General features: G+C 49.6%; 23 protein-coding genes and 2 pseudogenes. 16 read left to right on the top strand and 9 right to left on the bottom strand.

Annotation, left to right across the window (positions count from 1 at the left end):
• Window positions 1–16 precede the first annotated feature (16 nt).
• The 13 genes from flgG (at window position 17) to cheW (ending at window position 13,037) form a co-directional block, all read left to right on the top strand.
• Window positions 17–799 carry a flagellar basal-body rod protein FlgG gene (gene flgG / locus DSM2777_RS22500; RefSeq protein WP_046459385.1) on the top strand — a complete coding sequence of 261 codons (783 nt, stop codon included), beginning with the start codon at window positions 17–19 and terminating at the stop codon, window positions 797–799.
• A gap of 78 nt (window positions 800–877) precedes the next feature.
• Window positions 878–1,585, top strand: a complete 708-nt coding sequence (locus DSM2777_RS22495; protein WP_046459386.1) for a flagellar basal body L-ring protein FlgH — start codon at window positions 878–880, stop codon at window positions 1,583–1,585.
• A 9-nt stretch (window positions 1,586–1,594) separates the two neighbouring features.
• A complete protein-coding gene (locus DSM2777_RS22490; protein ID WP_046459387.1) occupies window positions 1,595–2,716 on the top strand; it encodes a flagellar basal body P-ring protein FlgI in 1,122 nt (373 codons plus the stop codon).
• Window positions 2,716–3,660 carry a flagellar assembly peptidoglycan hydrolase FlgJ gene (flgJ, locus tag DSM2777_RS22485; protein ID WP_061555195.1) on the top strand — a complete coding sequence of 315 codons (945 nt, stop codon included), beginning with the start codon at window positions 2,716–2,718 and terminating at the stop codon, window positions 3,658–3,660. Before DSM2777_RS22490 ends, flgJ begins: the two co-directional genes overlap by 1 nt.
• 104 nt (window positions 3,661–3,764) lie before the next feature.
• Window positions 3,765–5,399: a flagellar hook-associated protein FlgK gene (gene flgK, locus DSM2777_RS22480; RefSeq protein ID WP_061555194.1), complete on the top strand. Its 1,635-nt coding sequence runs from the start codon at window positions 3,765–3,767 to the stop codon at window positions 5,397–5,399.
• A 73-nt stretch (window positions 5,400–5,472) separates the two neighbouring features.
• Window positions 5,473–6,375 carry a flagellar hook-associated protein FlgL gene (flgL, locus tag DSM2777_RS22475; RefSeq protein ID WP_335340653.1) on the top strand — a complete coding sequence of 301 codons (903 nt, stop codon included), beginning with the start codon at window positions 5,473–5,475 and terminating at the stop codon, window positions 6,373–6,375.
• Between the two features lie 390 nt (window positions 6,376–6,765).
• Entirely contained in the window at window positions 6,766–7,488 is a 723-nt protein-coding gene (locus DSM2777_RS22470; protein ID WP_046459391.1) for an RNA polymerase sigma factor FliA, read from the top strand.
• Window positions 7,489–7,625: 137 nt separating this feature from the next.
• The gene (gene flhD / locus DSM2777_RS22465) at window positions 7,626–7,964 is read left to right on the top strand and encodes a flagellar transcriptional regulator FlhD (RefSeq protein ID WP_046459392.1); all 339 of its coding nucleotides are present in this window, start codon (window positions 7,626–7,628) and stop codon (window positions 7,962–7,964) included.
• Between the two features lie 13 nt (window positions 7,965–7,977).
• Complete coding sequence (gene flhC / locus DSM2777_RS22460; RefSeq protein ID WP_046459393.1) at window positions 7,978–8,532, top strand: flagellar transcriptional regulator FlhC; 555 nt, start codon at window positions 7,978–7,980, stop codon at window positions 8,530–8,532.
• 113 nt (window positions 8,533–8,645) lie between these two features.
• Complete coding sequence (gene motA, locus DSM2777_RS22455; RefSeq protein WP_046459394.1) at window positions 8,646–9,542, top strand: flagellar motor stator protein MotA; 897 nt, start codon at window positions 8,646–8,648, stop codon at window positions 9,540–9,542.
• Window positions 9,539–10,504: a flagellar motor protein MotB gene (gene motB, locus DSM2777_RS22450; RefSeq protein ID WP_082790907.1), complete on the top strand. Its 966-nt coding sequence runs from the start codon at window positions 9,539–9,541 to the stop codon at window positions 10,502–10,504. Before motA ends, motB begins: the two co-directional genes overlap by 4 nt.
• Before the next feature lie 5 nt (window positions 10,505–10,509).
• Window positions 10,510–12,486 carry a chemotaxis protein CheA gene (gene cheA / locus DSM2777_RS22445; RefSeq protein WP_061555192.1) on the top strand — a complete coding sequence of 659 codons (1,977 nt, stop codon included), beginning with the start codon at window positions 10,510–10,512 and terminating at the stop codon, window positions 12,484–12,486.
• 44 nt (window positions 12,487–12,530) lie between these two features.
• Window positions 12,531–13,037, top strand: coding sequence for a chemotaxis protein CheW (cheW, locus tag DSM2777_RS22440; protein WP_046459396.1), 507 nt, complete (start codon window positions 12,531–12,533; stop codon window positions 13,035–13,037).
• Window positions 13,038–13,169: 132 nt separating this feature from the next.
• On the opposite strand, the gene DSM2777_RS22435 is transcribed toward cheW, so the two are convergent.
• A complete protein-coding gene (locus DSM2777_RS22435) occupies window positions 13,170–14,033 on the bottom strand; it encodes an EAL domain-containing protein (RefSeq protein ID WP_061555191.1) in 864 nt (287 codons plus the stop codon).
• Between the two features lie 166 nt (window positions 14,034–14,199).
• Complete coding sequence (locus DSM2777_RS22430) at window positions 14,200–15,288, bottom strand: FliC/FljB family flagellin (RefSeq protein WP_061555190.1); 1,089 nt, start codon at window positions 15,286–15,288, stop codon at window positions 14,200–14,202.
• Between the two features lie 414 nt (window positions 15,289–15,702).
• Here DSM2777_RS22430 and fliD point away from each other — a divergent pair, with 414 nt between their 5' ends.
• Genes fliD through DSM2777_RS22415 form a run of 3 tightly spaced genes read left to right on the top strand, consistent with a single transcriptional unit; the run spans window position 15,703 to window position 17,953 of the window.
• Window positions 15,703–17,154 carry a flagellar filament capping protein FliD gene (gene fliD, locus DSM2777_RS22425; RefSeq protein WP_061555189.1) on the top strand — a complete coding sequence of 484 codons (1,452 nt, stop codon included), beginning with the start codon at window positions 15,703–15,705 and terminating at the stop codon, window positions 17,152–17,154.
• Window positions 17,155–17,214: 60 nt separating this feature from the next.
• Window positions 17,215–17,622, top strand: coding sequence for a flagellar export chaperone FliS (gene fliS / locus DSM2777_RS22420; protein ID WP_046459400.1), 408 nt, complete (start codon window positions 17,215–17,217; stop codon window positions 17,620–17,622).
• Entirely contained in the window at window positions 17,615–17,953 is a 339-nt protein-coding gene (locus DSM2777_RS22415) for a flagellar protein FliT (RefSeq protein WP_061555188.1), read from the top strand. Before fliS ends, DSM2777_RS22415 begins: the two co-directional genes overlap by 8 nt.
• A gap of 174 nt (window positions 17,954–18,127) precedes the next feature.
• Here DSM2777_RS22415 and DSM2777_RS22410 read toward each other — a convergent pair whose 3' ends face one another.
• The 7 genes and pseudogenes from DSM2777_RS22410 to DSM2777_RS22380 all read right to left on the bottom strand — a co-directional run bounded on the left by DSM2777_RS22410 (window position 18,128) and on the right by DSM2777_RS22380 (window position 24,781).
• The gene (locus tag DSM2777_RS22410) at window positions 18,128–18,532 is read right to left on the bottom strand and encodes a flagellar protein FlhE (protein WP_064645394.1); all 405 of its coding nucleotides are present in this window, start codon (window positions 18,530–18,532) and stop codon (window positions 18,128–18,130) included.
• Complete coding sequence (flhA, locus tag DSM2777_RS22405) at window positions 18,532–20,637, bottom strand: flagellar biosynthesis protein FlhA (RefSeq protein WP_046459402.1); 2,106 nt, start codon at window positions 20,635–20,637, stop codon at window positions 18,532–18,534. The genes DSM2777_RS22410 and flhA overlap by 1 nt, the downstream gene beginning before the upstream one ends.
• Window positions 20,637–21,783: pseudogene (gene flhB, locus DSM2777_RS22400) on the bottom strand (flagellar biosynthesis protein FlhB). Before flhB ends, flhA begins: the two are co-directional and overlap by 1 nt.
• 25 nt (window positions 21,784–21,808) lie before the next feature.
• Window positions 21,809–22,456, bottom strand: coding sequence for a protein phosphatase CheZ (gene cheZ / locus DSM2777_RS22395; RefSeq protein WP_046459404.1), 648 nt, complete (start codon window positions 22,454–22,456; stop codon window positions 21,809–21,811).
• Between the two features lie 3 nt (window positions 22,457–22,459).
• Window positions 22,460–22,849 carry a chemotaxis response regulator CheY gene (gene cheY, locus DSM2777_RS22390; RefSeq protein ID WP_061555187.1) on the bottom strand — a complete coding sequence of 130 codons (390 nt, stop codon included), beginning with the start codon at window positions 22,847–22,849 and terminating at the stop codon, window positions 22,460–22,462.
• A 51-nt stretch (window positions 22,850–22,900) separates the two neighbouring features.
• Window positions 22,901–23,948: pseudogene (locus DSM2777_RS22385) on the bottom strand (protein-glutamate methylesterase/protein-glutamine glutaminase).
• A complete protein-coding gene (locus DSM2777_RS22380) occupies window positions 23,948–24,781 on the bottom strand; it encodes a CheR family methyltransferase (protein WP_046459221.1) in 834 nt (277 codons plus the stop codon). Before DSM2777_RS22380 ends, DSM2777_RS22385 begins: the two are co-directional and overlap by 1 nt.
• Window positions 24,782–24,910: the final 129 nt, after the last annotated feature.

Raw genomic sequence — 24,910 nt, 5'->3', positions numbered from 1 at the left:
TAACAAGGAAATTCTTATGATCCGTTCTTTATGGATTGCCAAAACAGGTCTTGAAGCACAGCAAACCAATATGGATGTGATTTCAAACAACCTGGCTAACGTCAGCACGAATGGTTTTAAACGCCAGCGTGCGGTGTTTGAAGATTTGCTCTACCAGACGATCCGCCAGCCCGGGGCGCAATCTTCCGAGCAAACCACGATCCCGTCCGGTTTACAGCTTGGTACGGGTGTGCGTCCGGTCGCCACCGAGCGCATCCACAGTCAGGGTAGCCTGACGCAGACCAACAACAGTAAAGATGTGGCGATTGACGGTAGCGGCTTCTTTCAGGTGCAGCTTCCAGATGGTTCTACTGCCTATACGCGTGATGGTTCTTTCCAGTTTGATCAGAACGGCCAGTTGGTAACAGCCAGCGGCTATCCGATTCAACCGGCGATTACCATCCCTCAGGATGCGAATACGCTGACGGTGGGCAAAGATGGTCTGGTTAGCGTGAGCATTGTTGGGCAAACCGCCCCGCAGCAGGTCGGGCAGCTCACACTGGCAACGTTTATGAATGATTCGGGGTTGGAAAGTATTGGTGAAAACCTGTACCGCGAAACTCAGGCTTCTGGTGCGCCAAACGAATCGACGCCAGGGTTGAACGGAGCCGGTAGCCTGACGCAGGGCTATGTCGAAACCTCCAATGTGAATGTCGCTGAAGAACTGGTCAATATGATCCAGACGCAGCGCGCCTACGAAATCAACTCTAAAGCCGTTTCAACATCCGATCAGATGTTGCAGCGCTTGATGCAGTTATAACGGTACTGCCGTTCCTTTTTTGGGAACGGCATCTGCCTTACCGCAGTGAATGAAATGAAAAAGTATCCCTTTTCCGTTATGACCAAGCCGCAGACCGGCCGGACGAAGACCTTATGGATTCGGCTTCTACTTGTATTACCCCTAGCGGGCTGTGCCTATATTCCGCACAAACCTTTAGTGGAAGGACATACCACCGCCAGCCCAGCGCCGGTTGCACCTGCAATCGTCAATGGATCGGTATTTCAAAGCGGGCAGGCGATGAACTACGGCTATCAGCCAATGTTTGAAGACCGTCGTCCGCGCAATATCGGTGACACGCTGACGATTGTGTTGCAGGAAAACGTCAGTGCCAGCAAAAGCTCGTCGGCTAATGCCGGGCGCAGTGGCTCAACCGGCCTGACCTTTGAAGCCATGCCCAGCATGATGAACAAATGGTTTGGTGGCGATAAAGCGAATACCGCCATCAACGGGAAAAACGATTTCACCGGTAAAGGTGGGGCGGCAGCGCAAAACACCTTTAGCGGCACGATAACTGTGACGGTGAAGCAGGTGCTGGAAAACGGCAACCTCAGCGTGGTTGGCGAGAAGCAAATTGCCATTAATCAGGGAACGGAATTTATTCGTTTCTCCGGGGTTGTGAACCCACGCACCATCAGCGGCAGTAATACGGTGATCTCGACGCAGGTCTCCGATGCCCGCATTGAATATGTTGGCAATGGCTACATTAATGAAGCGCAGCAGATGGGTTGGTTACAGCGTCTGTTCCTTAATCTTTCTCCTTTTTAGTCAGCCAATATGAAAACTACCTTGTTCACGTTCTGCCTCAGCCTGCTTTGTATCGGGCTGATTTTTTCTCCGCAGCGGGTGGCTCATGCTGAACGTATTCGCGATCTGACGTCGGTTCAGGGGGTGCGTAGCAATGCACTGATGGGTTACGGCCTGGTCGTCGGGTTGGATGGCACGGGTGACCAGACGATGCAAACACCGTTCACCACCCAGAGCCTGAATAACATGCTCTCCCAGTTGGGGATCACCGTTCCGTCAGGTACCAACATGCAGCTTAAAAACGTGGCCGCGGTGATGGTCACGGCAGAACTGCCGCCTTTTTCTCGCTCAGGTGAAAAAATTGACGTGGTGGTTTCCTCAATGGGTAACGCCAAAAGTCTGCGTGGGGGCACGCTGCTGATGACGCCGCTGAAAGGCGTGGATAGCCAGATTTATGCCCTAGCACAAGGCAACCTGCTGGTGTCTGGTGCAGGGGCATCATCGGGCGGAAGCAGTGTACAGGTTAACCAACTGAATGGTGCCCGTATCAGCGGTGGCGCCATTATTGAGCGTGAAGTACCGGTGAACTTTGCCGGGCAGACGCGTCTGTATTTGCAGCTTAACGACGGTGATTTCGCCCTCGCACAGCAAATCAGCGATGAAATTAACCGTAATTTTGGCGGCGGTACCGCCATGGCGGAAGATGCGCGCGTGATCAAACTCTTTGCTCCAGCAGACAGTGCGGCGAAAGTGCGTTTCTTGGCCAACATCCAGAATTTACCGATTCGCCCAGGCCCGATGGAAGCGCGAGTCATCGTTAACTCCCGTACCGGCTCTGTGGTGATGAACCGCCATGTCACGCTTGAAGCTTGTGCTATCGCACAGGGTGACTTGACCGTTGAAGTGGCGCGGAATAACGCCGTTAGCCAGCCTGATACCCCGCTTGCCGGTGGGCAAACCGTGGTGGTTCCGAATACGGAAATTTCACTGCGTGAACAAAACGGCGCGCTGCAACGTGTGAATACCAGTGCCGATCTGAACAACGTGGTACGTGCTCTTAACAGCCTAGGAGCCACACCAAACGACCTGATGTCCATTTTGCAGTCGATGAAAAGCGCAGGTTGCCTGCGTGCTAAATTAGAGACCAACTGATGAACAGCAATTCTGTTTTAACGCAGGGCGCGGCGTTTGATATCCGCAACCTCGATGCGCTGAAGCGCACCGCAAAAGAAGATCCCCAGCAGGGATTAAAGGCGGCGGCGAAACAAATGGAAGGGCTTTTCGTGCAGATGATGTTGAAAAGCATGCGCAATGCCTCCTTCAAAGACGGGTTGTTTAATAGCCAGCAGTCCGAGATGTTCACCTCCATGTACGATCAGCAGATTGCGCAGAATATGGCCGATCGCGGCAGTCTGGGGCTGGCCGACATGATGGTGAAACAGATGGGTGGCGAAGTGGAAAATACACATGCCACGACGAGAACCGCGCAGGTTCCTCTATCACTGGATACCGCATCGTTTAAGCGCATTCCACAGCGCTTAAACGCCGACGATATCGTCAACCAGCAAACTGCCCGAGAAGCCGGATTAGGTGGCAGCAGTCGCGACTTTATTTCACGCATGTTGGCACCTGCCATGGACGCGTCTCAAAAAAGCGGTGTACCACATCAGCTTATTATTGCTCTGGCGGCGCTGGAATCCGGTTGGGGTGAGCAAGAGATTCTGACGAAAGAAGGCAAACCGAGCCATAACCTGTTTGGTATTAAAGCCACGGGGAATTGGAAAGGTAAAACTACAGAAATAACCACCACGGAATATATAAACGGTATCAAGCAAAAAGTTAAAGCTTCATTCCGTGTATATGAATCCTATTCTGACGCTTTATCAGATTATGCATCATTACTTACAAATAACCCTCGTTACGGAAATGTTGCTAATGCATCATCGGCGGAAAGTGGCGCGCGCGAGCTACAGCGCGGAGGGTACGCAACTGATCCACAGTATGCAAACAAATTAATATCAGTTATTAAACAAATTAAATTAAATGTTAATAATGCATTAAGCGCATATAAAGGTGATATATCGTCATTATTTTAGATCGCGCGTTTCAGTTTATTTTTCTCATGCCGATATATCTTACATAAGATGGGAATTTTCTTGGTTCATTAAAATATATGTACCAAATGTAGAGATGAAAATTTATGAATCTACTTAATCTGGCCCAGTCAGGGTTAAGTTCTGCACAGTCAGCATTGAATGTTGTTGGTAACAATATTACTAACTCGATGACCTTCGGTTACAGCCGCCAAAGCATTATTTTGGGTGAGGCGGGTGGAAGGACGACCAACAACGGTTACTTCGGTTACGGGGTACAGGTTGATGGAGTACAGCGAGCTTATGACAGTTTTATCAATAATCAGGTACGCGGTTCGGCGACCGAATATCAGTCGCTGGTCGGTCGTTACGAACAGTTAAGCCAGATTGATAACATGCTGGGCGATGACACCTCAAATATCTCCGTCACGCTGGGCAGCACCTTTGGCGCGATGGAGAAAATGAGCAGCGACCCGGTTAGCGCAGCGGCGCGTCAGGAAGCGTTTTCCCAGTTTAAAGCCCTTTCATACCAGTTCCAGAGCAACAGCAAAACGCTGAATGGTCTGGAGAAAAGTACCAACACGCAGATTTCGCAGACCGTGGACAACATTAATGCCAGTGCCAAGCAGCTGGCACGTCTGAATGAAGAAATCGAGAAGATCCACAATCAGGGTGGCTCACTGCCGGCTAACCTGCTGGATCAGCGCGATACCTTGCTGAATTCACTCAACGACCAGATTGGTATCCGCGTGACGGAAAATGCCACCACTGGCCGCGTGGATGTCACGATGGCTAACGGCCTTCCGCTGGTGAATGGCAATCGCTCTTATGGGCTTGTCGCAGAGCCATCGTCGGAGAACCCGGCAAAAAGCGTCGTCGCGTATGTGGATGCGTCCGGCAACTCACTGCCATTAGATGAAGACAAAATCACTACCGGTAAGTTGGGTGGCCTGTTTAAGTTCCGTAACGAAGATTTGGTGGATGCGCGTAACCAGCTCAACCAGCTTGCGCTGCAAATGGCTAACCGTTTTAACGAAGTTAACCAGCAGGGCTACGACCTGAACGGCAACCCAGGCGGGGACATCTTTAATATTGCTGACCCAGTCGCCTTAGCCAACCGGAACAACAACGGCAACTCGACGCTCGATGTGTCGTATAGCGATGTTAGTGCCGTCACACCGCAGGACTACACCATTACCTTTATTGGCCCAGGATGGGAAGTTAAAACCAGCGCCGGAAGTGTAGTTCCCACCACCGTGGGGCCGAACGGTGAACTGGAATTTGATGGTCTGTCTATTTTGCCACAGGGTAACCCGCAGGCTAATGACTCCTTCGTGCTTAACTCGGTTGCCGGCGTAGCGGATAAACTGGAAGTGGCGCTAACGGACGGAAATGAAATTGCCGCTTCAAGCTCGTCAGACCCCACAGATGAGAGCAACAACGAGAATATTAAGCTGCTGATTGGCATTAAAGATGAAGCGCTGATTGGTAAGGCAACATTAACTGAAGCTTATGCAAGCCTGGTCAGTTCGGTCGGTTCTTCCGTCACTGCGCTGAAAGCCAGTGCCAGCACCAGTGGGAAAACACTTGATGCGCTGTTGTACCAGCAGCAGAGCGTTTCCGGGGTAGATCTGAACGAGGAATATGTGAATTTGACCATGTTCACGCAGTACTACCAAGCAAATGCACAGGTGTTGCAGACAGCGAATACCTTGTTTGATTCGCTTTTAAGCCTTCGATAATTACTAGCACCTCCCCCGGAAACGCGGAGAGTTTAGACGTTAAGGACAGATGATGCGTTTAAGTACTAATTACATGTTTCAAAACAACATTGATAGCTTATCCAAAGCCATGGGTGAGGGAAACGATGTGTATATGCGTTTATCCGCTGGACAAATTTTGCTGAAACCGTCTGATGACCCGGCGGGGGCTTCACAGGCCGTGGTTTATCAGAATGCACTGTCGACCATCAGCCAGTATGACACGGCGCGTATGTACGCCAATGATGCCTTGGGGCAGGAAGATACCGTCCTCGGTTCTATCTCTAATCTGTTAACAAAAAACCTGTCAGAAAAAATCGTGGCGGGTGGGAATGGCGCGTATGCCGATGAAGACCGTCAGTCGCTGGCAGTAGAATTGCAGGGGATCCGCGATAACCTGATGGATCTGGCGAACAGCAAGAACTCCAACGGACGTTATATTTTTGCGGGCTATAAAACCGGCGATGCACCGTTTGATGTCGATGGCAACTACTTGGGTGGCGATGTGGCGTTGAACCAAACCGTTGCTGACAGTACAACGCTTGCTGTCGGACATACCGGAAGCGATGTCTTCATGAGCGGTACATCGGATGATATTTTTGCCGCACTGGATCAAGCCATCGATGCACTCAAGCAACCGATTGTGGATGATGCCGATCGTCAAGCGTTGCAAAATGTGTTGGACGGCGTCAACGTTTCTATAAAACGCGGCATCGACAATCTGGGTAAAATTCAGGCTGAAGTTGGGACCAATCTTCAACAAATTGAAGCGCTGGGTTTTAGCTCAGATGCGCAGAAGATCACCCTGCAATCACGTTTGCAACAGACTGTAGGTTCTGATCCGGACTCCATGATCACACTCGTGTCGCAGTCAAAAATGAGTGAATTCGCGTTGAGTTCGTCGATGATGGTCTTCCAGACGATGCAGCAGATGTCACTGTTTAATATGGTTCGCTAAGCCAATATTATTAATCTGCTTTTAATTTGACCATAACCATCATTATTAAGAAGAACTATAAATTAAAAGAAATCCATATATGGTGAAGGTTAATGTCAATTAATCGTAGGAGTAATATTAATATAGTGATTAATTATCAATTAAACATCGTTTAATGTGCTCTGATTGTTCAATCTATGCCCCGGCATTTGACCTTCTGAAACATGAAGCATTATGCATATGTTTATTTACGTACTGCTGACAATTATTTTCATATAGAGGAAATGCTCCATTTAGCATTTCCTCGTATTAGTGAATCTATAACGTCTTCAAGACACAAAATAATAATTGGCTAATTTGATAACTTGCTAATTTACTAGTTTGCTAATTAGTTGGCGGAAAAATCTGAATATGAACAGTATCTATAATTTGAACGGAGTGATAGGTAAGAATGAATTGTGGGTAAAATATGCTTCTCTTGTTCGCCGTGAGGCTCAGCGTTTGCAATTTCGCTTACCTGCAAGTGTTGAACTTAACGATCTTATTCAAGCAGGTTCAATTGGATTACTTGCTGGGATTGACGATTTCGACCCGACGAAAGGCATTACGCTTAGCAACTATGTTACCCAGCGTATTCGCTGGGCATTAATTGATGAACTTCGAGAGCGGGACTGGGTGCCACGCCGCGTGCGCAGCAACAGCCGAGATATTGCCGCGGTGATCCAGCGTATCGAGCAGCGCACGGGCATGGCAGCCACTGAGATAGAAGTCGCCGAAGAAATGGGGGTGACTATCCGTGAGTACCATAAGATGTTAGCGGATACGAACAGCAGCCAGCTCTACTCGCTGGAAGAACTCCAAGAAGAGTATTCGGATGGCTTTGAGCAGCTCAGTTCGCAGCATGAAAAGCTCGACCCGCTGAATGATTTGATGAAGAAGAAATTACTCGGTCAGATCTCAACGGAAATCAGTGCATTACCGGAAAGAGAACAACTGCTTTTGAACCTGTACTATCAGCAAGACCTGAACATGAAGGAAGTTGGGGTATTACTGGGCATTACGGAAACACGTGTTAGCCAATTACATAGTCAGGCAATAAAAAGATTACGTGCTCGATTAGACTCTACGAAATAATTACCAGAGTTAATATTGTTTGCCTTTTTATATTAAGGCGAATACATACCCGATCGTATAATTGTCATATTTTGATAGTGTGGCAGAGAGATTCATATTCACTCCCTTGTGTGGATGTAACCTGGGCTGAGAAAAAAATGCACCTCGACGAAAAATTGCAAAGTATCCATGACATTAATTTGTCTTATCTATTATTGGCGCAGCAGCTTATAAGGGAAGACAAATTTGCTGCTGGGTTTCGCCTCGGATTAACCGAAGCAACTATCGATATGCTAAAGGAACTATCGCTTCCACAGCTAATTAAGCTCGCATCAACTAATCAGCTTATTTGTCGTCTTCGCGTAGATAATGAAACAGTCATTGAACACCTAACTAAAGAGTCGCGTATAGAGGCCTTACAGCAGGTTCATACCGGCATCATCTTATCAACTAATTTGCTTAACTCGCTGACGGAAGAAAGTATTCCGCCTGCATGATGGAATTTTGACAATGACGGATAAAAGCATTTTAGAGGAAATAAAAGAAGCTCAGATTGCGATGGAGCTTATTTCCTTTGGCGCTCGTATGCAGGTTCTGGAAAGTGAGACGAGCTTAAGCCGCAGAAGATTGCTTAAGCTGTACAAAGAACTACGCGGATGCCCACCACCGAAAGGTATGTTGCCCTTCTCGGAAGATTGGTTCATGTCATGGGAGCAGAATATTCACTCTTCCATGTTCTACAACATCTTCCTGTACCTGAGCAAAACGGAAGTGTGTCGTCCGGTTGAAGCGATGGTGAAAGCCTATCGTTTGTATCTGGAACAGTGTCCGATGCTGCTGGATGAAAAACCGGTACTGGGGCTGACAAGAGCCTGGACTCTCTTGCGTTTTGTTGATTGTGGAATGATTCAACATACCGAATGTTGTGTCTGTCAGGGCCGCTTTGTGGCCTCTAATGAACAGGCAAAAAAACCGTTTACCTGCAGCTTATGTAGTCCCCCATCACGTGCGAAGAAAAAGGTTGCTCACGATGTTGCTCAACTGAGCATGTCTGCCGTTAGTTAAAAATCGCAAACGAAAAGCCTATTGCGGCCCTCAACGCATTATTACCAGGATACTGAAATCCTGGTAACTCGTCGCATGGATGGGGAAGGGGTTTATTTTAGTAAGGAGTTCATGTGCTAGTCATTGTTGGTTATATGGTAGTTATGCTGACCGTATTTGGCGGTTTTGCTTTATCTGGCGGTTCATTTGCCGCTTTGTTTCAACCCCTCGAACTGTTGATCATCGGCGGGGCTGCGGTAGGTGCCTTTATCGTTGCCAATAACGGTAAAGCGATTAAAGCCACCATGAAGGCATTCCCCCACATGATGCAGGGCTCCCATTACACCAAAGCGTTGTATATGGACCTTATTGCTGCGATGTATTTACTGCTCAGCAAAGCCCGACAGACCGGCATGATCTCGCTGGAAAACGATATTGAAGACCCAGAGAACAGCACCATCTTCTCGGCGTATCCTCGCCTGATGAAAGACAAAGTGCTGTTGAACTTCGTGCTCGATTATCTGCGTTTGATGGTGAGCGGCAGTATGAATTCGTTCGAGATGGAAGCCTTGATGGATGAGGAAATTGAAACCCTCGAACATGAACACGATGTCCCAGCCAGTGCCCTGAACGGTGTAGGTGATGGCCTGCCCGCCTTCGGGATCGTGGCGGCCGTGATGGGCGTGGTGAATGCTCTGGCCGCAGCGGACCGTCCGGCGGCGGAGCTGGGCGAACTGATTGCGCACGCGATGGTGGGGACGTTCCTCGGCATCCTGCTGGCCTATGGCTTTGTTCTGCCGCTGGCGTCCTTGCTGCGTCAGAAGAGCAGCGAGCAGATTAAGATGCTGCAATGTATCAAAGTGACGCTTCTTTCCAGCCTCAATGGTTACGCCCCGCAGATCGCCGTGGAGTTTGGCCGTAAAATTCTCTTCACCACTGAACGTCCAAGCTTCATGGAACTTGAAGAGCATGTTCGTGAGGTTAAATCCTCAAGTAACAGCAGCGCGTCCTCGGCGGACAACGCCTCATGAAAAACGACAAGGCGACGATTGTTGTTCGCAGGCGTAAATCCCATAAGCACGCTCATCATGGTGGCTCATGGAAAATCGCCTATGCGGATTTCATGACGGCAATGATGGCCTTCTTCTTGGTGATGTGGCTACTGGCGTCTTCTTCGCCGTTGCAGCGCCACCAGATTGCTGAATACTTCCAGATGCCGCTGAAGGTTGCGTTAAGTCAGGGCAATAAAGAGAGCCTGAGCAGCAGCACGATCCCCGGTGGCGGTGAAGACATGATGCATCAACAGGGGGAAGTCTTTAAGCAGGTGCTGAACAAAATTGACCGTGACAAAAGCACCATGAATTTAAAGCGTGCCCACGACAAACTGGAAGATCTGATTAAGAACGACCCGCGTCTGAGTGACTATAAATCCAACCTGCGTTTGTCGCTCACCGATGATGGTTTGCTGATCCAAATCCTCGACAGTTCAGACCGTCCGATGTTTCGTGTGGGCGGCATCACGCTTGAGCCTTACATGCGCGGCATTCTGCAAAGTCTGGTGCCGGTGCTGAATGAATTACCGAATCATATTAGTCTGACTGGACACACGGATTCACTGCCGTATGCCGGAGGTGGATCGGGTTACAGTAACTGGGAGCTTTCAGCCGATCGCGCCAATGCATCACGTCGCACCATGGTGGCTGCCGGGCTTAGCCCAGAGAAGTTTATGCGCGTAACAGGAACGGCAGACATCATGGTGCTGGAAAATACCCAGCCCGACGCTCCTTCTAACCGCCGTATCAGTATCTTGGTTTTAAGCCAAGAGAAAGAGAAAAGTATCCGCCACGAGTACACCTCACAGAGCTCATCTTCTACGCCTCCTTCGTACCCTCAAAAAGAGCAAATTGAAGCTGCGTTGCAGGAGAAATTCCCTCAAGAGGCTGAAAAGGCACTGCATGCAAAACCCGACGTAATTAACTCAGGAGAGAGCTGAACAACATGGATGTAAGTGATTTTTATCAGACTTTCTTTGCCGAAGCTGATGAGCTTCTGGCAGATATGGAACGGCACCTTCTGGAGTTAGATTACCTTTCGCCAGACAAAGAAATGATGAATGCCATTTTCCGCGCCGCCCACTCGATTAAAGGCGGTGCTGGGACATTTGGTTTTACGGTGCTCCAGGAAACAACGCATTTACTTGAAAATTTACTCGATGATGCCCGCTGCGGGGAACTGCAGTTAAACAGCGACATTATTAATCTATTTTTGGAGAGTAAGGACATTATGCAAGGCCAGCTCGACGCGTACCAGTCATCCCAGGAACCTGATAATGACAGCTTCCGCTATATCTGTGATGCCCTGCGCAAGATAGCGGAGGAAGCAAAGCAGGGGAGTACAGAAGTCGCAGCACCGGTGCAGGCCGCCGTGGTCGCGCCAGTGGCGCTGGCCAACAACGGTATTCCGCAGCTGACGGTGACGCTCAGCGGCGTGAAGGCGTCTGAAGCGCCGGTACTGGTTGAAGAGCTGGAAAATCTCGGTGATGTGCTGAGCCATGAAGTTGTGGATGACTGCATCGTGGCACAACTGAGCACTACCACCGATCCGGACGATATCCTCGCGGTGCTCTGCTTTGTGCTGGAACCTGAGCAAATTGACATTATCGAGACGGTCACCAGTGAACCTTCGCCAGCCGTCGCGACCGTCACTCAAACGCCGGTTGCCACCGCAGCAACCGACAGTGACGTCAGCGTCGTACCGAGCAGCAAGGCTGTCGCTCGTCAAAAGCCGGTTGCGCGCGCGCAGGCGACCGAAAGCAGTATTCGCGTCGCGGTTGAAAAGGTCGATCAGATAATCAATCAGGTGGGTGAACTGATCATCACTCAGGCGATGTTAAGACAGCTCTCCAGCTCGCTCGATCCGGCGGTGCACGACACGCTCATCAGCAGCATTGCACAGATGGATCGCAATTCGCGTGACTTGCAGGAATCGGTGATGTCGATTCGTATGATGCCGATGGAATATGTCTTTAGCCGCTTCCCGCGTCTGGTGCATGACTTGGCGGGCAAGCTCGACAAAGAAGTGGAACTGACGCTGCGCGGTGGTTCGGCTGAACTGGATAAGAGCCTGATCGAAAGGATCATCGACCCGCTGACGCATCTGGTGCGTAACAGCCTCGATCACGGCATCGAATCGGCAGAGATCCGCCGAGCGAAAGGCAAACCGGAAAAAGGCAACCTGATCCTCTCCGCTGAACATCACGGCGGCAACATCGTGATTGAAGTGATCGACGATGGTGCAGGTCTGAACCGTGAGAAGATCCTAGCCCGTGCAGAATCACAAGGGATGGGGCTCAGCGACAACCTGAGCGATGAAGAAGTATGGATGCTTATCTTTGCAGCCGGCTTCTCCACCGCAGAAAAAGTCACCGATGTCTCCGGCCGTGGCGTTGGCATGGACGTGGTTCGTCGAAACATTCAGGAAATGGGCGGTCATGTTGAAATTCGCTCTGAGCAGGACAAAGGCTCGACCATCCGAATCATCCTGCCACTGACGCTGGCCATTCTCGACGGCATGTCGGTGAAAGTGGGGGAGGAGATCTATGTTCTACCGCTCAGCACGGTGATGGAGTCGCTCCGACCAGCTGAAAACGCGCTGTACCGTATGGGGGGGAATGAACGCATGTTGCAGGTGCGCGGTGAGTATCTGCCGCTGATTGAGCTGCATCAGGTCTTTGATATCAAAAGCGACGTGGTGGAACCACAGCAGGGGGTGGCCGTTATCGTACAAAGCGCGGGGAATCGTTATGCGCTGTTGGTCGATCAACTGATTGGCCAGCATCAGGTGGTGGTGAAAAACCTTGAGCTTAATTATCGCAAAGTGCCGGGCATTTCTGCGGCCACCATTCTGGGGGATGGCAGCGTGGCGCTGATCCTCGACGTTGCCGCGCTGGCTTCATTTTCCAAAAACCACGGCTGATTAAACCCGCTGGCGGATTGAATACGATTTAGTAAGGTGATCTCATGAACTACTCAGTATCAGAAAAACAATACGACGAGAAAAATATTGGTCAGGAATACTTGGTATTTACTCTCGGCGCTGAAGAATACGGCATTGAAATTCTCAAGGTGCAAGAAATTCGTGGCTATGAACGCGTTACGCGTATTGCCAATACCCCGGACTTTATTCTTGGCGTGACGAATCTGCGCGGCGTGATTGTGCCAATTATCGATTTACGCGTGAAGTTTGATTTCCCGACGGCGGATTTCAACGTTAATACTGTGATTATTATTCTTAATCTTTCCGAACGTGTGGTCGGTATTATTGTGGATGGCGTTTCTGATGTGACGTCACTGACGAACGATCAAATTCGTCCAGCACCTGATTTCTCGGTTACGCTGTCAACGGAATATTTATTAGGTCTGGGGACGGTGGACGATCGTATGCTTATTCTGGTAGACATAGAAAAACTGCTGAATAGCGAAGAGATGCAACTGGTTGAATCTATGTCGAAGACAGAAATCGCCTGATGAGATAATCTTCTGTAGCCATACCTGCCGTTATATTATTTAACGGCAGGTGATGATTTATGGAGATAATATTTAAGCATATATTACTGTGATTAATACGGGATATATTGCCAAATAACGCAAGAACCACACTCATAAAATCTGCCCGCTTTTATCTCCCGCGTTACCGTTACCATATTCCTCAGGATACATAGTTTGCATAAAATATTTCATCGTCAGCGGTGGTGAATAGTGGCGGCCCTGCAACATATGAACTCCACGCTCCAGCAGTAACTGTGCTTGGTTTTCACTCTGCACGCCTTCGGCTGCCAGCTGCATATCCAGCATGAATGCCAGGCCAGACAAACCATCAAGGGTTTTTTTATAGACCAGCTCGCCCTGATGAACCAGCGTTAAATCGCGGTTGAGTTTAAGCAGGCAGAACTCCATATTTTCTAAGTACTTCAGGCTGGAACTGCTGGTGCCAAACTCATCGATAGCAAACTGAATACCTTCATTCATCATGTCTTGAATAATATCCAGAGTGTTATCTTCCATGGCCTCAAACGAGCTTTCACTGATTTCCAGCAGCATATTAAAGCTGTCCGAAAACGTGTAGATGGCATGTCTCAATGCGGGCTGGGTAATCTGTTTCGCACAGAGATTAAAGGTAAAGAAAAAACCTTCTGGGAGTTTGCTACGCAATGGCAGGAAAAACGTGTGAATTTCTTCAATTAATTTTACGGTGAAGAGGTTCGTCAGCGGGGCGGTTTCTAATTCTTCTATTCTGGAGTTAGGCGGAAAATAATTTCCGCTTCCGTCATTAAAGCGCAGTAAAACTTCCGCCCCAATCAGACGCTGAGTGGCGGAACACATAATGGGTTGAATATGGGGGCAGATCTTCATCGCCGTAAAATTCTTTAGACGATGTTTTTTAACCGGCTTATTCATAACGTCAACCATGCTTTTGGCGGTAACGTTGATTTTATTCATGGCCCAGAGGTAAGGTTGCAGCATAATTTTGTCTTTTTAGATTAATTGCTCTTATTATACTTTTTGAGCTATTTTATGTACAACCGATCGATGGTGGAATAAGAGGGCGTTAATGGGGTTATTTGCAATAAATATATAAAAACCGGCTCATGATTAATGAGCCGGTTGTATTACGGTTAATTAATAAAAATTAACGCAGCAGAGACAGTACGTTCTGTGGAACCTGGTTAGCCTGAGCCAATACGGAGATACCCGCAGACTGCAAGATGTTCGCACGGCTCATTTCAGATACTTCGGAAGCGAAGTCTGCATCAAGGATACGTGAACGAGATTCAGACAGGTTGTTTACGGTGCTGTTCAGGTTGCTGATAACAGAATCGAAACGGTTCTGAGTTGCACCCAGACCGGAACGCAGTTCATCAACCTGTGCCATTGCATCGTCAACAGCAGTCAGCGGGTTCGCAGCGGTTTTTAACTCACTGATTTTCGCAGCATCTGTTTCATCAACACCAGCCCAAGTAGGTGCTGCACCGGCACCTGGGAAGGTTGGGGTCAGAGTGGAGACGACTTCATCACCTGCAGCATTTTTGCCGATCGCGACGTAAGAGCCATCATCCATTGTATAGATTTCACCTTCGCCACCTGCTTTAAAGGCAGCAAGTTTCATCGCATCGATGTCAGCATCTACCAGCTGATGGGAATCAGTACCATCAGTAACAGTTTGGCCAGCACTAACTTTGGTCGCCATTTTGCTGATATCGAAAGTAGCCATACCCAGGGTGTCAGAGTTCATCTGGCTCAGGCTGATATCGATGGTCTGGCCATCGTTAGAACCAACCTGAATGCTCAGGGTCTGGTCTTTGCTCAGCACTTTCACGCCGTTGAATTCAGTCTGTTCGGAGATACGGTTGATCTCGTCCAGACGTGCGTTGATTTCGTCCTGAATGGATTTACGGTCAGAATCGGAGTTGGTGCCGTTCTGTGCCTGAACGCTCAGACGACGAATGTTCTGCAGGTTGTCGTTCACTTCATTCAGCGCGCCTTCAGTGGTCTGCGCGATGGAGATACCGTCGTTGGCGTTACGAGAGGCCTGAGTCAGACCGGTAATGTTCGCAGTGAAACGGTTGCTGATAGCCTGACCCGCTGCATCGTCTTTAGCGCTGTTAATACGCAGGCCAGAAGACAGACGCTGGATAGAAGTACCCAGGGCGCTCTGAGATTTGTTCAGGTTATTTTGAGCAACCAGGCTCAGGGAGTTGGTATTAATTACCTGTGACATATTCATTCCTCTCTTTATAAAATCAGCAGCACATCTATGTGGTGCTATGTTTTATGCGTTAGTTTGTTCGCATAATAAAAATATCGGCGCGAAAAAAATTCTCTAAAAATTTTTTTTAAAATTTTATGGCGTTTGCTTGGAATTTACACAAATGGCAATTTCTTTCTTTATAGTAATAGTAAAAATATGCAATCAGGTAAAATGAATGCATTAGTGTAAGCAATTTTACGGTTTGATTTTGGTGCAGCAAAAACAACTTGGCGGCGTATTTTTTATTCATCGAAAAGACGGCGTAATTGTATTAATCGGTCAGGAAGAGTTGTGCCTGTTAATGCAAAAAATTAAACTTTGTGCAGTAAAAACCGATAGGTATTAGTGAACAGAAAAAATAAAGTACTGGCATAAGGAGATAACATGGCTAGCATATCATCACTGGGTATCGGTTCGGGGTTAGACACGGAAACGATGTTGGCGCAAATTAAGGCCGGCGAGCAGACGCGTTTATCGCCATATACTGCATTACAGACCAGCTATAAATCAAAAGTATCGTCCTGGGGGCAAATTTCTGCGGCGCTTTCTGCATTACAGAAGCCAACAAAGAGCCTCACGAACGATGCTTTTAACACCTTAAAAGTAAGCAACAATACCGCGTTTACCGCAACCGCTACGTCGGACGCCCGCGCTGATACGCACTCCGTGACGGTGGAAAAACTCGCCACCGCACACAAGATTAGAACGGATGCGGAGAATAGCCAGGACACACAGCTGGGAGAGTCGACCAGCGGTAATTCACGCACCGTAACCATCACGCAAACCGTAAAGCAAGAAGACGGCACGGATAAACAAGTCACCATGGAAGTGGATCTGAAGGATGACGAAACATCCCTAAGGCAGATTGCCAAGGCGATCAACCGTGAAGGTGGTGATGTTTCGGCTTCCGTGCAGCGTACCGATAACGGTTATCAGCTGGTATTAAGCTCGAAAACCACGGGTAAAGACGGGGAAATGACCGTTAGTGTGTCGGGTGATACCAAACTCGATGGTGTGCTGAACAGCAATGCTATGACCCAGGTGTCAGCGGCGGAAGATGCAAAACTGACCGTAGACGGTAGTACTTACACCCGCTCCAGCAATAACATCTCCGATATTCTTGATGGAATTACGCTGTCTCTGACTGCGGTGTCGGAAGCGGGCAAACCGGCTGAGCAGCTAACGCTGACTCAGGACACCAGCGCCATCAAAACCACCGTGCAGGATTTTGTTAAAGCCTATAACGCCTTAATGACCCTGACGACCAACGCCAGCAAGTACGTGCCGTATGATGCGTCCAGTATTAGCGACGATCAAACCGCCACCACCAACGCGGAAAATGGCGCACTGATGGGTGATTCTACCCTGCGTGGCATGATAAGCGAGGTGCGTTCCTCGGTGAACGGTATGTACGGTGAAAGCGACAGCGACTACTCCGCATTAGCCGATCTAGGCATCAAAATTGACGCCGCTACCGGGCAGATGACGCTGGACGAGAAGAAACTGGATGAGGCGATTGCTGATAATCCGAATGATGTCGCGTCGATGTTCACCGGCAAAGGCGAAGATGTGCCAGGCCTTGCAAACACGCTGAACGATATTATCACCAAGTACGTGGGTGATACGGACACGAAAACTGATGGCATCATCAAAACGTCCACCAAAACCCTGACTGAACAGTCCGAGCAGATGCAGAAGCAAATCGATAAAACCCAGCGTTTGATCGATGCTTCCGTTGAACGCTATCGCGTACAGTTCCAGAACCTCGACACCACCATGTCGAAGTTAAATAGCATGAGCTCGCAGCTTTCCGCCATTCTGACTTCGCTGGGTTAACGACTTTTTTTACCAGGCAAGAGGGATGCTACCTCGAGCCTGTTTATCACGGAGCCTATTATGTACGCGAGTCGAGGCATTCAAGCTTATGCTCAGGTTGACCTACAGAGTCAACTAGCAGGAGCAACACCTCATCAGCTTATTACCATGTTGTACGATGGGGCGCATAATGCAATTTTACGCGCAAAGATTTATTTCGAGACCGGTAATGTTGCCCGGCGTGGAGAGATGATTTCCAAAGCCATCAACATTATTGATAACGGGCTTCGTGCATCGCTCGATTTTGAGAAAGGCAAAGGGATCGCCGAGGAAATGGAGATGCTCTATGACTATATGTCGCGCACTTTATTGGAATGCAATTTACGCAATAATCCAGATGCGCTTCCTCATGTCGATGAGCTATTAATGAATCTGGCTAATACATGGAAAGAAATCGACCCTCAGCAAAAACAGGTGAAAAATGTCTGATACCATTACCAATCAGTATGAAGTTATTTATCAGATGAGTCTGACTATGCTGAAAATGGCCAGAGAAAGTGAGTGGGAGGGTTTTGTTGAGCTGGCAGAGAAATATATTATTACGTTGCAACAAACGCTGAGCGATCACCCTGAAGTATTACAAGAAAGTGCGGAAGGGAGAATTGGTTATATCATTAAAGCGCTGGTTGATAATGAAGCGGAAATAAGCCGAAATTTAAAAGGCCGCCTAGATGTACTCCAGTCGGATATTACGTCGTTGAATCGCGGTAGAAAATGTAATCAGGCTTACGCGTCAAGTTTTACCACCACCCTTCAGTAGCCCACGGTGATAAGGCTGTTTTATTTTCTCAGAAAATAGCCTTTCTCTTTTTTTATTTTATGCCGTACTTTTCTGGTTCTGTTTTTCTTTCTTACCCAGTTTTCCGTATATTCCCCGCGAAAAAAAAGAGTCACTCTGGCAGATAATCAGAGTGACTCTTTTTTCGAGAGGGTATTAGCGATAATTCACCGTTAACTGATTGCTCACCACCCGCACAGGGGGCACAACCTGCCCACGATGTGCCACGGCATAGACAAACCGGAACGGGCCTTGTGCGGAAATTGCTGTGGTGAACCGTTTTTGCCCTGAAAGGCTGTCCAGCGCGAAGCAGGCTGTGGCAGTGCATAACTTGATTTGCAGCCCCGGCGGCTGTGGAGAAAGCAGTGTGATACGCCATGAAATTTGCGTCACCGTCGCTGACGCCGGGATGCTGCCGGACGGCGCTAACCGTGAGCCGGGCACCGCTTGTTTCCCGACGCTAATCACGCCGCTTGCCGCCGTTTGGCTCCATGAACCGCTGATTGCACCTGCCGTCAGCGGAAAAGCCAGCAGCATCGCTATTAGAACGCCAGACTTCATTACTCCTGACCCCCAATCATCGACGTCATACGCACGGTGCGGTTATTGCTGATTTCCAGATTCGACAACACCACCAGCTGAGGATAAATACGGCGCAGGAAGCGAGAAAGCATCATCCGCAGCGGCTGATTGACCAGCAGCACAGGCGGTGCGCCCAGCGTTTCCTGCTGCATCAGCGCTTTCTCCGTCTGACGAATAATATTCTCGGCAATGCCGGGTTCAATCGCGCTGCCGTTCTGACTTGCCTGAATCATCAACCTTTCCAAATTGAGATCCATGCCGATCACCTGAATTTCATCGGTGCCAGGGAACCACTGCTGGGTGATTGCTCGGCCGAGGCGAATACGCGTCTGGGCGGTTAACTCGTCCGGATCAGTTTGCACTGCGGCAAACTCGGCCAGCGTATCGACAATGGTGCGCATGTCGCGAATGGAGATCCTTTCCGCCAGCAGGTTTTGCAGCACTTTATGGAAAGTCGTGAGCGAAATAAGGTCGGGGATCAGACCCTCCACCAGCTTCGGCATATCTTTCGCTAAGCGATCCAGCAGCAGCTGCGTTTCCTGACGACCAAACAGCTCATCGGTATGGGTGGCGATCAGGTGATTAAGATGGGTGGCGATCACCGAACTCGGATCCACTACCGTATAGCCGAGGATCTGCGCCTGTTCACGCATCACTTCATCAATCCAGATCGCCGGCAGACCGAATGCGGGTTCGCGACACGGCGTACCCGGCAGCTCACCTTCGGCACAGCCGGGGTTGATTGCCATCCAGCGTTCCGGCATGGTTTCACCGCTGCCAATTTCTACCCCTTTCAGCAGAATACGGTAGCGGGTCGGCGACAGATCAAGGTTGTCGCGGATATGCACGGCGGGAGGTAAAAAGCCCATCTCCTGAGCGAATTTTTTACGAATGCCACGAATACGGGTCAGCAGCTCACCGCTCTGCTCGTTATCCACCATCGAGATCAGTCGATAGCCCACTTCCAGACCGAGCACATCTTCCATCTGCACATCAGACCATGAGGCTTCGCTGACTTTCGTCGCATCGGCCTGCGCTTTCGCGGCGGCTTTACCTTCTTTCGACTGTGTGCCGCCCGAGCCCTGTTCTTCTAACTCTTTACCACGCATCCACCAGGCAATCCCCAGCAGCGAACAGGTAAACAGCAGGAACACAAAGTTTGGCATTCCGGGGATCATCCCCAGCAGGCCAATAATCGCGGCAGAAAGCACCATTACGCGTGGGTTGTTGAACAGCTGGCTGACCATCTGTTCACCGACATCTTGCTCGGTGGAGACACGGGTCACGATAACACCCGCCGCCGTTGAAATAATCAGGGCAGGGATCTGAGCGACCAGACCATCACCGATGGTCAGAATCGTGTAGGTTTCTGCGGCAGCACCGAAAGACAAATCATGTTGCAGCATCCCGATCAACAAGCCGCCGATGACGTTTACCGCCATGATCAGCAGACCCGCAATGGCATCGCCGCGCACGAATTTACTGGCACCGTCCATTGAACCGTAGAAGTCAGACTCTTGGGTTACATCGCTACGACGACGCTTTGCTTCGTCTTCCCCAATCAGACCGGCATTTAGATCGGCGTCGATCGCCATCTGTTTACCTGGCATCCCATCGAGGACGAAGCGTGCACCAACTTCGGCGATACGTCCTGCACCTTTGGTGATAACCATAAAGTTGATGATGATAAGAATGGCGAAGACCACGATACCAATCGCGAAGTTACCGCCCACCAAGAAGTGACCAAATGCCTCAACCACTTTACCGGCGGCGCTTGCTCCGGTGTGACCATCCATCAAAATAATACGCGTGGAGGCGATGTTAAGCGCCAGACGTAATAGGGTTGAAAACAGCAGGATCGTCGGGAAGGCCGAGAACTCAAGCGTCTTTTGGGTGAACATCGCCACCAGCAAGATCATCAGCGAGAGAACGATATTAAACGTAAAAAGCAGGTCGAGCAGAAACGCAGGCAATGGCAGTACCATCATGGCCAGAATCAGCATGATCAATACCGGCCCTGCCAGTATTTGCCACTGCGTCTCTTTCAGATTGGGGATACGCAATTTTTCGGCGTAATTGGACATTACTCTTTACTCTCTTGTGCAAAATCCAGAGCCGCAGGCACCGGAAGATTTTCAGGTTTTTTAGGAACAATACCGCCACCGAGTCGCCAGCGTCGCAGGCCATAAACCCAGGCGAGGACTTCAGCAACTGCGCTGTAGAGATCGGCAGGAATCGGCTGACCAATTTCACAGTGGCGATAGAGCGCACGCGCAAGGGGGGGGCGCCTCGAGCATGGGAACATTGTGTTCTTGTGCAATTTCTCGAATGCGCCGCGCGACCTCTCCTGCACCTTTTGCCACGACAATCGGTGCTGCGGTGCCACCTTCCTTGTAGCTCAGGGCGACGGAGTAGTGCGTCGGGTTATTGATGATGACGTCGGCAGTCGGTACATCGGCCATCATGCGTTGGCTGGCAGCTGCACGCTGTAACTGCTTAATTCGGTTTTTGATGTGCGGGTCGCCTTCGCTTTGTTTAAATTCATCACGAATTTCTTGGCGACTCATGCGCATTTTCTTCAAGTTGCTGAAAATCTGATAAAAAACGTCGTAAGCGACCATCGGGAACAGGGACATAATCACGATTAACAGACAGCCTGAAATCAGGTCACGTGTATCCCCCAGACCATCGGCCAGCGAGCCGTGACCGAGGGCGATAAAACGGGATTTGTTGCTCCAGATAAACAGCCCGCTGGCGATACCCACCAGTACCACTTTGAGAAGACCTTTGATCAGTTCAGAGACGAGCTGCGCGCCAACCATTCGCTTAAGGCCCGGCAACGGGTTGATACGCTTCATATCGAACTTGAACGATTTACCGCTTAGCTGAATGCCCCCGAGGATCGCAGGGGCGGATATGCCGGTAAGAAACAGACCAAGTAAAATCGGCAAAACCGAGGTGGCCGCCATCAGCAATAGATGGCGTAACTGGCGGATCATCGACGTGGTATCGAGGATAATCATCCGGTCAAAGCTCAGACCGTTTTGCAGAACCAGCGCCAGCTTACGCGCGACGACATCTCCGCCAAACAGGATCAGGCTCCAGCCCACTAACAGCATCAGCAACGAGGTCAGCTCTTTTGAACGGGGAATTTGTCCCTCTTCACGTGCTTTCTCTCGTCGCTGGGGTGTGGGCTCCTCAGTTTTTTCTACATCACTCTCTTCAGACATCGGCTTTCATCATGCGACCAAGAGATTAAAAGCCTAGGCTTTCAAGAAGATCGTCAACCTGACCTTGTGTGGCGACAACACCAGCGCCTTCCTGATCAATTTGCGGACCATTCTTTAACTGCGGCGCTTTTGTCGCTTCCACTGCCTGAGCTTGTTTCTCTGGCATGTTGTCGATCAGGACATGGAACAGCTCTTTCTCGATGTTCTCGATAAGGTGCATCATGCGCTGGATAACCTGTCCGGTCAGATCTTGGAAATCCTGTGCCATCATGATTTCCATGAGCTGCTCGTTGGTTTTTGCCGCCATATTGGGCGTCTCTCGCAGGAAGCTACGGGTGTTTTCCACCAGTTCCTTTGCCATCGGCAGTTCGATTGGGTTTTCAAACCACTCATCCCAGCGTTGAGTCAGTTCGGTGGACTGTTTGCTCAGTGAATCCTGAAGCGGGCGGGCGACTTCCACGCAGGTTAAGGCACACTCGGCCGCCTGCGAGGTTTTCCCCACCACGTAAGAGAGGCGGTCACGGGCATCGGGAATGGCTTCGGCGGCATCCATGATGATCTGGTCGAGGCCCAGATTTGTCATGCTGTCGCGCAGCAAACGGGTCAGATGCCCAATGCGGGAGAAGATTTCCTGAAAATTCTGTGCTCCGGGATTGCTACTTTTATCGTCCATGATTTACCACCCAAGCTTTTCAAATATTTTGCCCAGCTTTTCTTCCAGCGTGGCGGCGGTAAATGGCTTCACCACATATCCGCTAGCACCAGCCTGAGCGGCGGCAATAATGTTTTCTTTCTTCGCTTCGGCAGTGACCATCAACACCGGCAATTTGCTCAGGTTCGGATCTTTGCGGATCTCAGATAGCAGCTCAAGACCGTCCATGTGTGGCATGTTCCAGTCAGTAATGACAAAGTCGAAGGTCGACTCACGCAGTAGGGTCAGTGCATTTTGACCATCTTCCGCTTCATCTACTTTATTGAAACCTAAGTCTTTTAACAGATTACGCACGATGCGACGCATGGTAGCGAAGTCATCAACGACTAAAAAACGCAAATTCTTGTCTGCCATGTTTATTCCTGATTGTGTATGTCCCCGCAGGGGGAGTAATGAAACGTCAAATTAAATACGGCGCGCCTGTCCGGTCACGCCGTTCAACATGTGCTGGGTGATGTCGTTCAAATCGACTACTTCCACCGCCGCATTTAAGAGAATGGCTTCTCTGGGCATCCCAAAGACCACGCAAGTTTTTTCGCTTTGCGCAATGGTGTGTGCTCCCGCTTTGCGTAAGTCGAGCATCCCCTGAGCGCCATCGTTGCCCATACCAGTAAGGATGGTTCCGACGGCATTTTTCCCCGCGCTAAGCGCCACGGATTTAAACAGCACGTCGACTGACGGACGATGGCGGTTAACAGGGGGAGCATCGGTAAGCTTGATTTGGTAGTTGGCGCCGTTACGCACCAGTTCCATATGGCGCGCACCGGGGGCGATATAGGCATGCCCCGGCAGGACGCGATCGCCGTCTTCGGCTTCTTTCACTGAAATTTCACACAGCTTGTTGAGGCGTTCGGCGAAGGAACGGGTGAAGCCCGGCGGCATATGCTGAGTGATGATGACGCCCGGGCAGGTTCGTGGCATCGGCACCAGCACTTGGCGCAGCGCTTCGGTTCCTCCGGTGGAAGAACCAATAGCGAAGATTTTTTCACTGCCAACCAGCGGGCTGGTGATTGCTTTGGGCTGGGGAGTATGGCTGCTGCGACGATAAACCTGAGCCACTGCGGCTGTGCGAATTTTCTCGGCAATCAGCTCGGCATACTTTTCCATGCCTTCCCGCAAACCCACCTGCGGTTTGGTGACGAAGTCGACGGCACCGATTTCTAGGGCGGTCAGGGTGATCTCTGACCCCTTTACCGGTCAGAGATGACACCATCACGACCGGCATTGGACGCAGGCGCATCAGGCGATCAAGGAAGTCCAGCCCGTCCATGCGTGGCATTTCAACGTCAAGCGTCAACACGTCCGGGTTAAGGCGTTTAATCAAATCCCTGGCGATAATGGGATCGGGTGCGGTAGCCACCATTTCCATATCGGGCTGTTGATTAACGATATCAGTCATGATGTTGCGGATCAGTGCAGAATCATCAACACAGAGGACTTTAATCTTGCGCATTATTTCTCCTGAGACAGAACATATACCGACTGGCCAAGCAGGCGGAATGCCCCGTTCATAGGGCCAAAATGTTCTGAGTGACCAGTAAATAAAAGCCCGCCAGGTTTGAGAAGGCTAGCGAAGCGCTTCAGTAAGTGTTCCTGAGTCTTTTGATCAAAATAGATCATGACATTGCGACAAAAAATAGCGTCAAACGGCGCCGGAACATCCCAGTTCGAACTCAGCAGGTTGAGCTGCTCATAATGGATAGAATCGAGCAGTTCCTTTCTGACTTTTACCCGGTTTTCTTGCGTGCCTGTGCCGCGCATAAAGTAATTTCTTTTTTGCTCAGCGCTTAAATTATCTATATCGGATAAGCGATAAACACCGGCCATGCCTTTTGAGAGAACTTCGGTGTCAATATCCGTGGCCCAGATCCGTGGGCCACTCATACTTTTACCCAAGGTTTCATTCAACGTAATAGCGGCAGAAATGGGCTCTTCTCCGGTCGATGCCGCAGTACACCATATTTTATAACCCGCTTTACGCTGGCGTGCGTGCTCCGCCAAAATAGGGAAATGGTATGACTCTCTAAAAAAGGAGGTCAAATTAGTGGTCAATGCATTAATAAATGATTGCCATTCATTGCTATTCGGGTTGGTTTTCAGGTCGTTCAAATACTCGCTGAAAGTCGATATTCCCTGATCACGCAAACGGCGCGACAGGCGGTTGTAAACCATGTCACGCTTCTGTACAGAAAGAACTATTCCTGCACGTTGGTAAATAAGTTGGCTAACGGTCTCTAGTTCTTTATCAGAAATTCCAGACTGAATGCGTAGTTTGTTGCTTGTCATTTTAATTTTGTCGCACCCAATACTCATATATGGATATTACATCCAGGCGATATTTATGATCGCCTTGTCATGCTCATACGATGCGCATGCACTGCATATGAAAAATAGTGTTATTAATATTGCTGTTGC

The sequence above is a fragment of the Obesumbacterium proteus genome (assembly GCF_001586165.1).
Lineage (GTDB): Bacteria > Pseudomonadota > Gammaproteobacteria > Enterobacterales > Enterobacteriaceae > Hafnia > Hafnia protea.
This window is presented reverse-complemented; position numbering and strand designations above follow the sequence as displayed.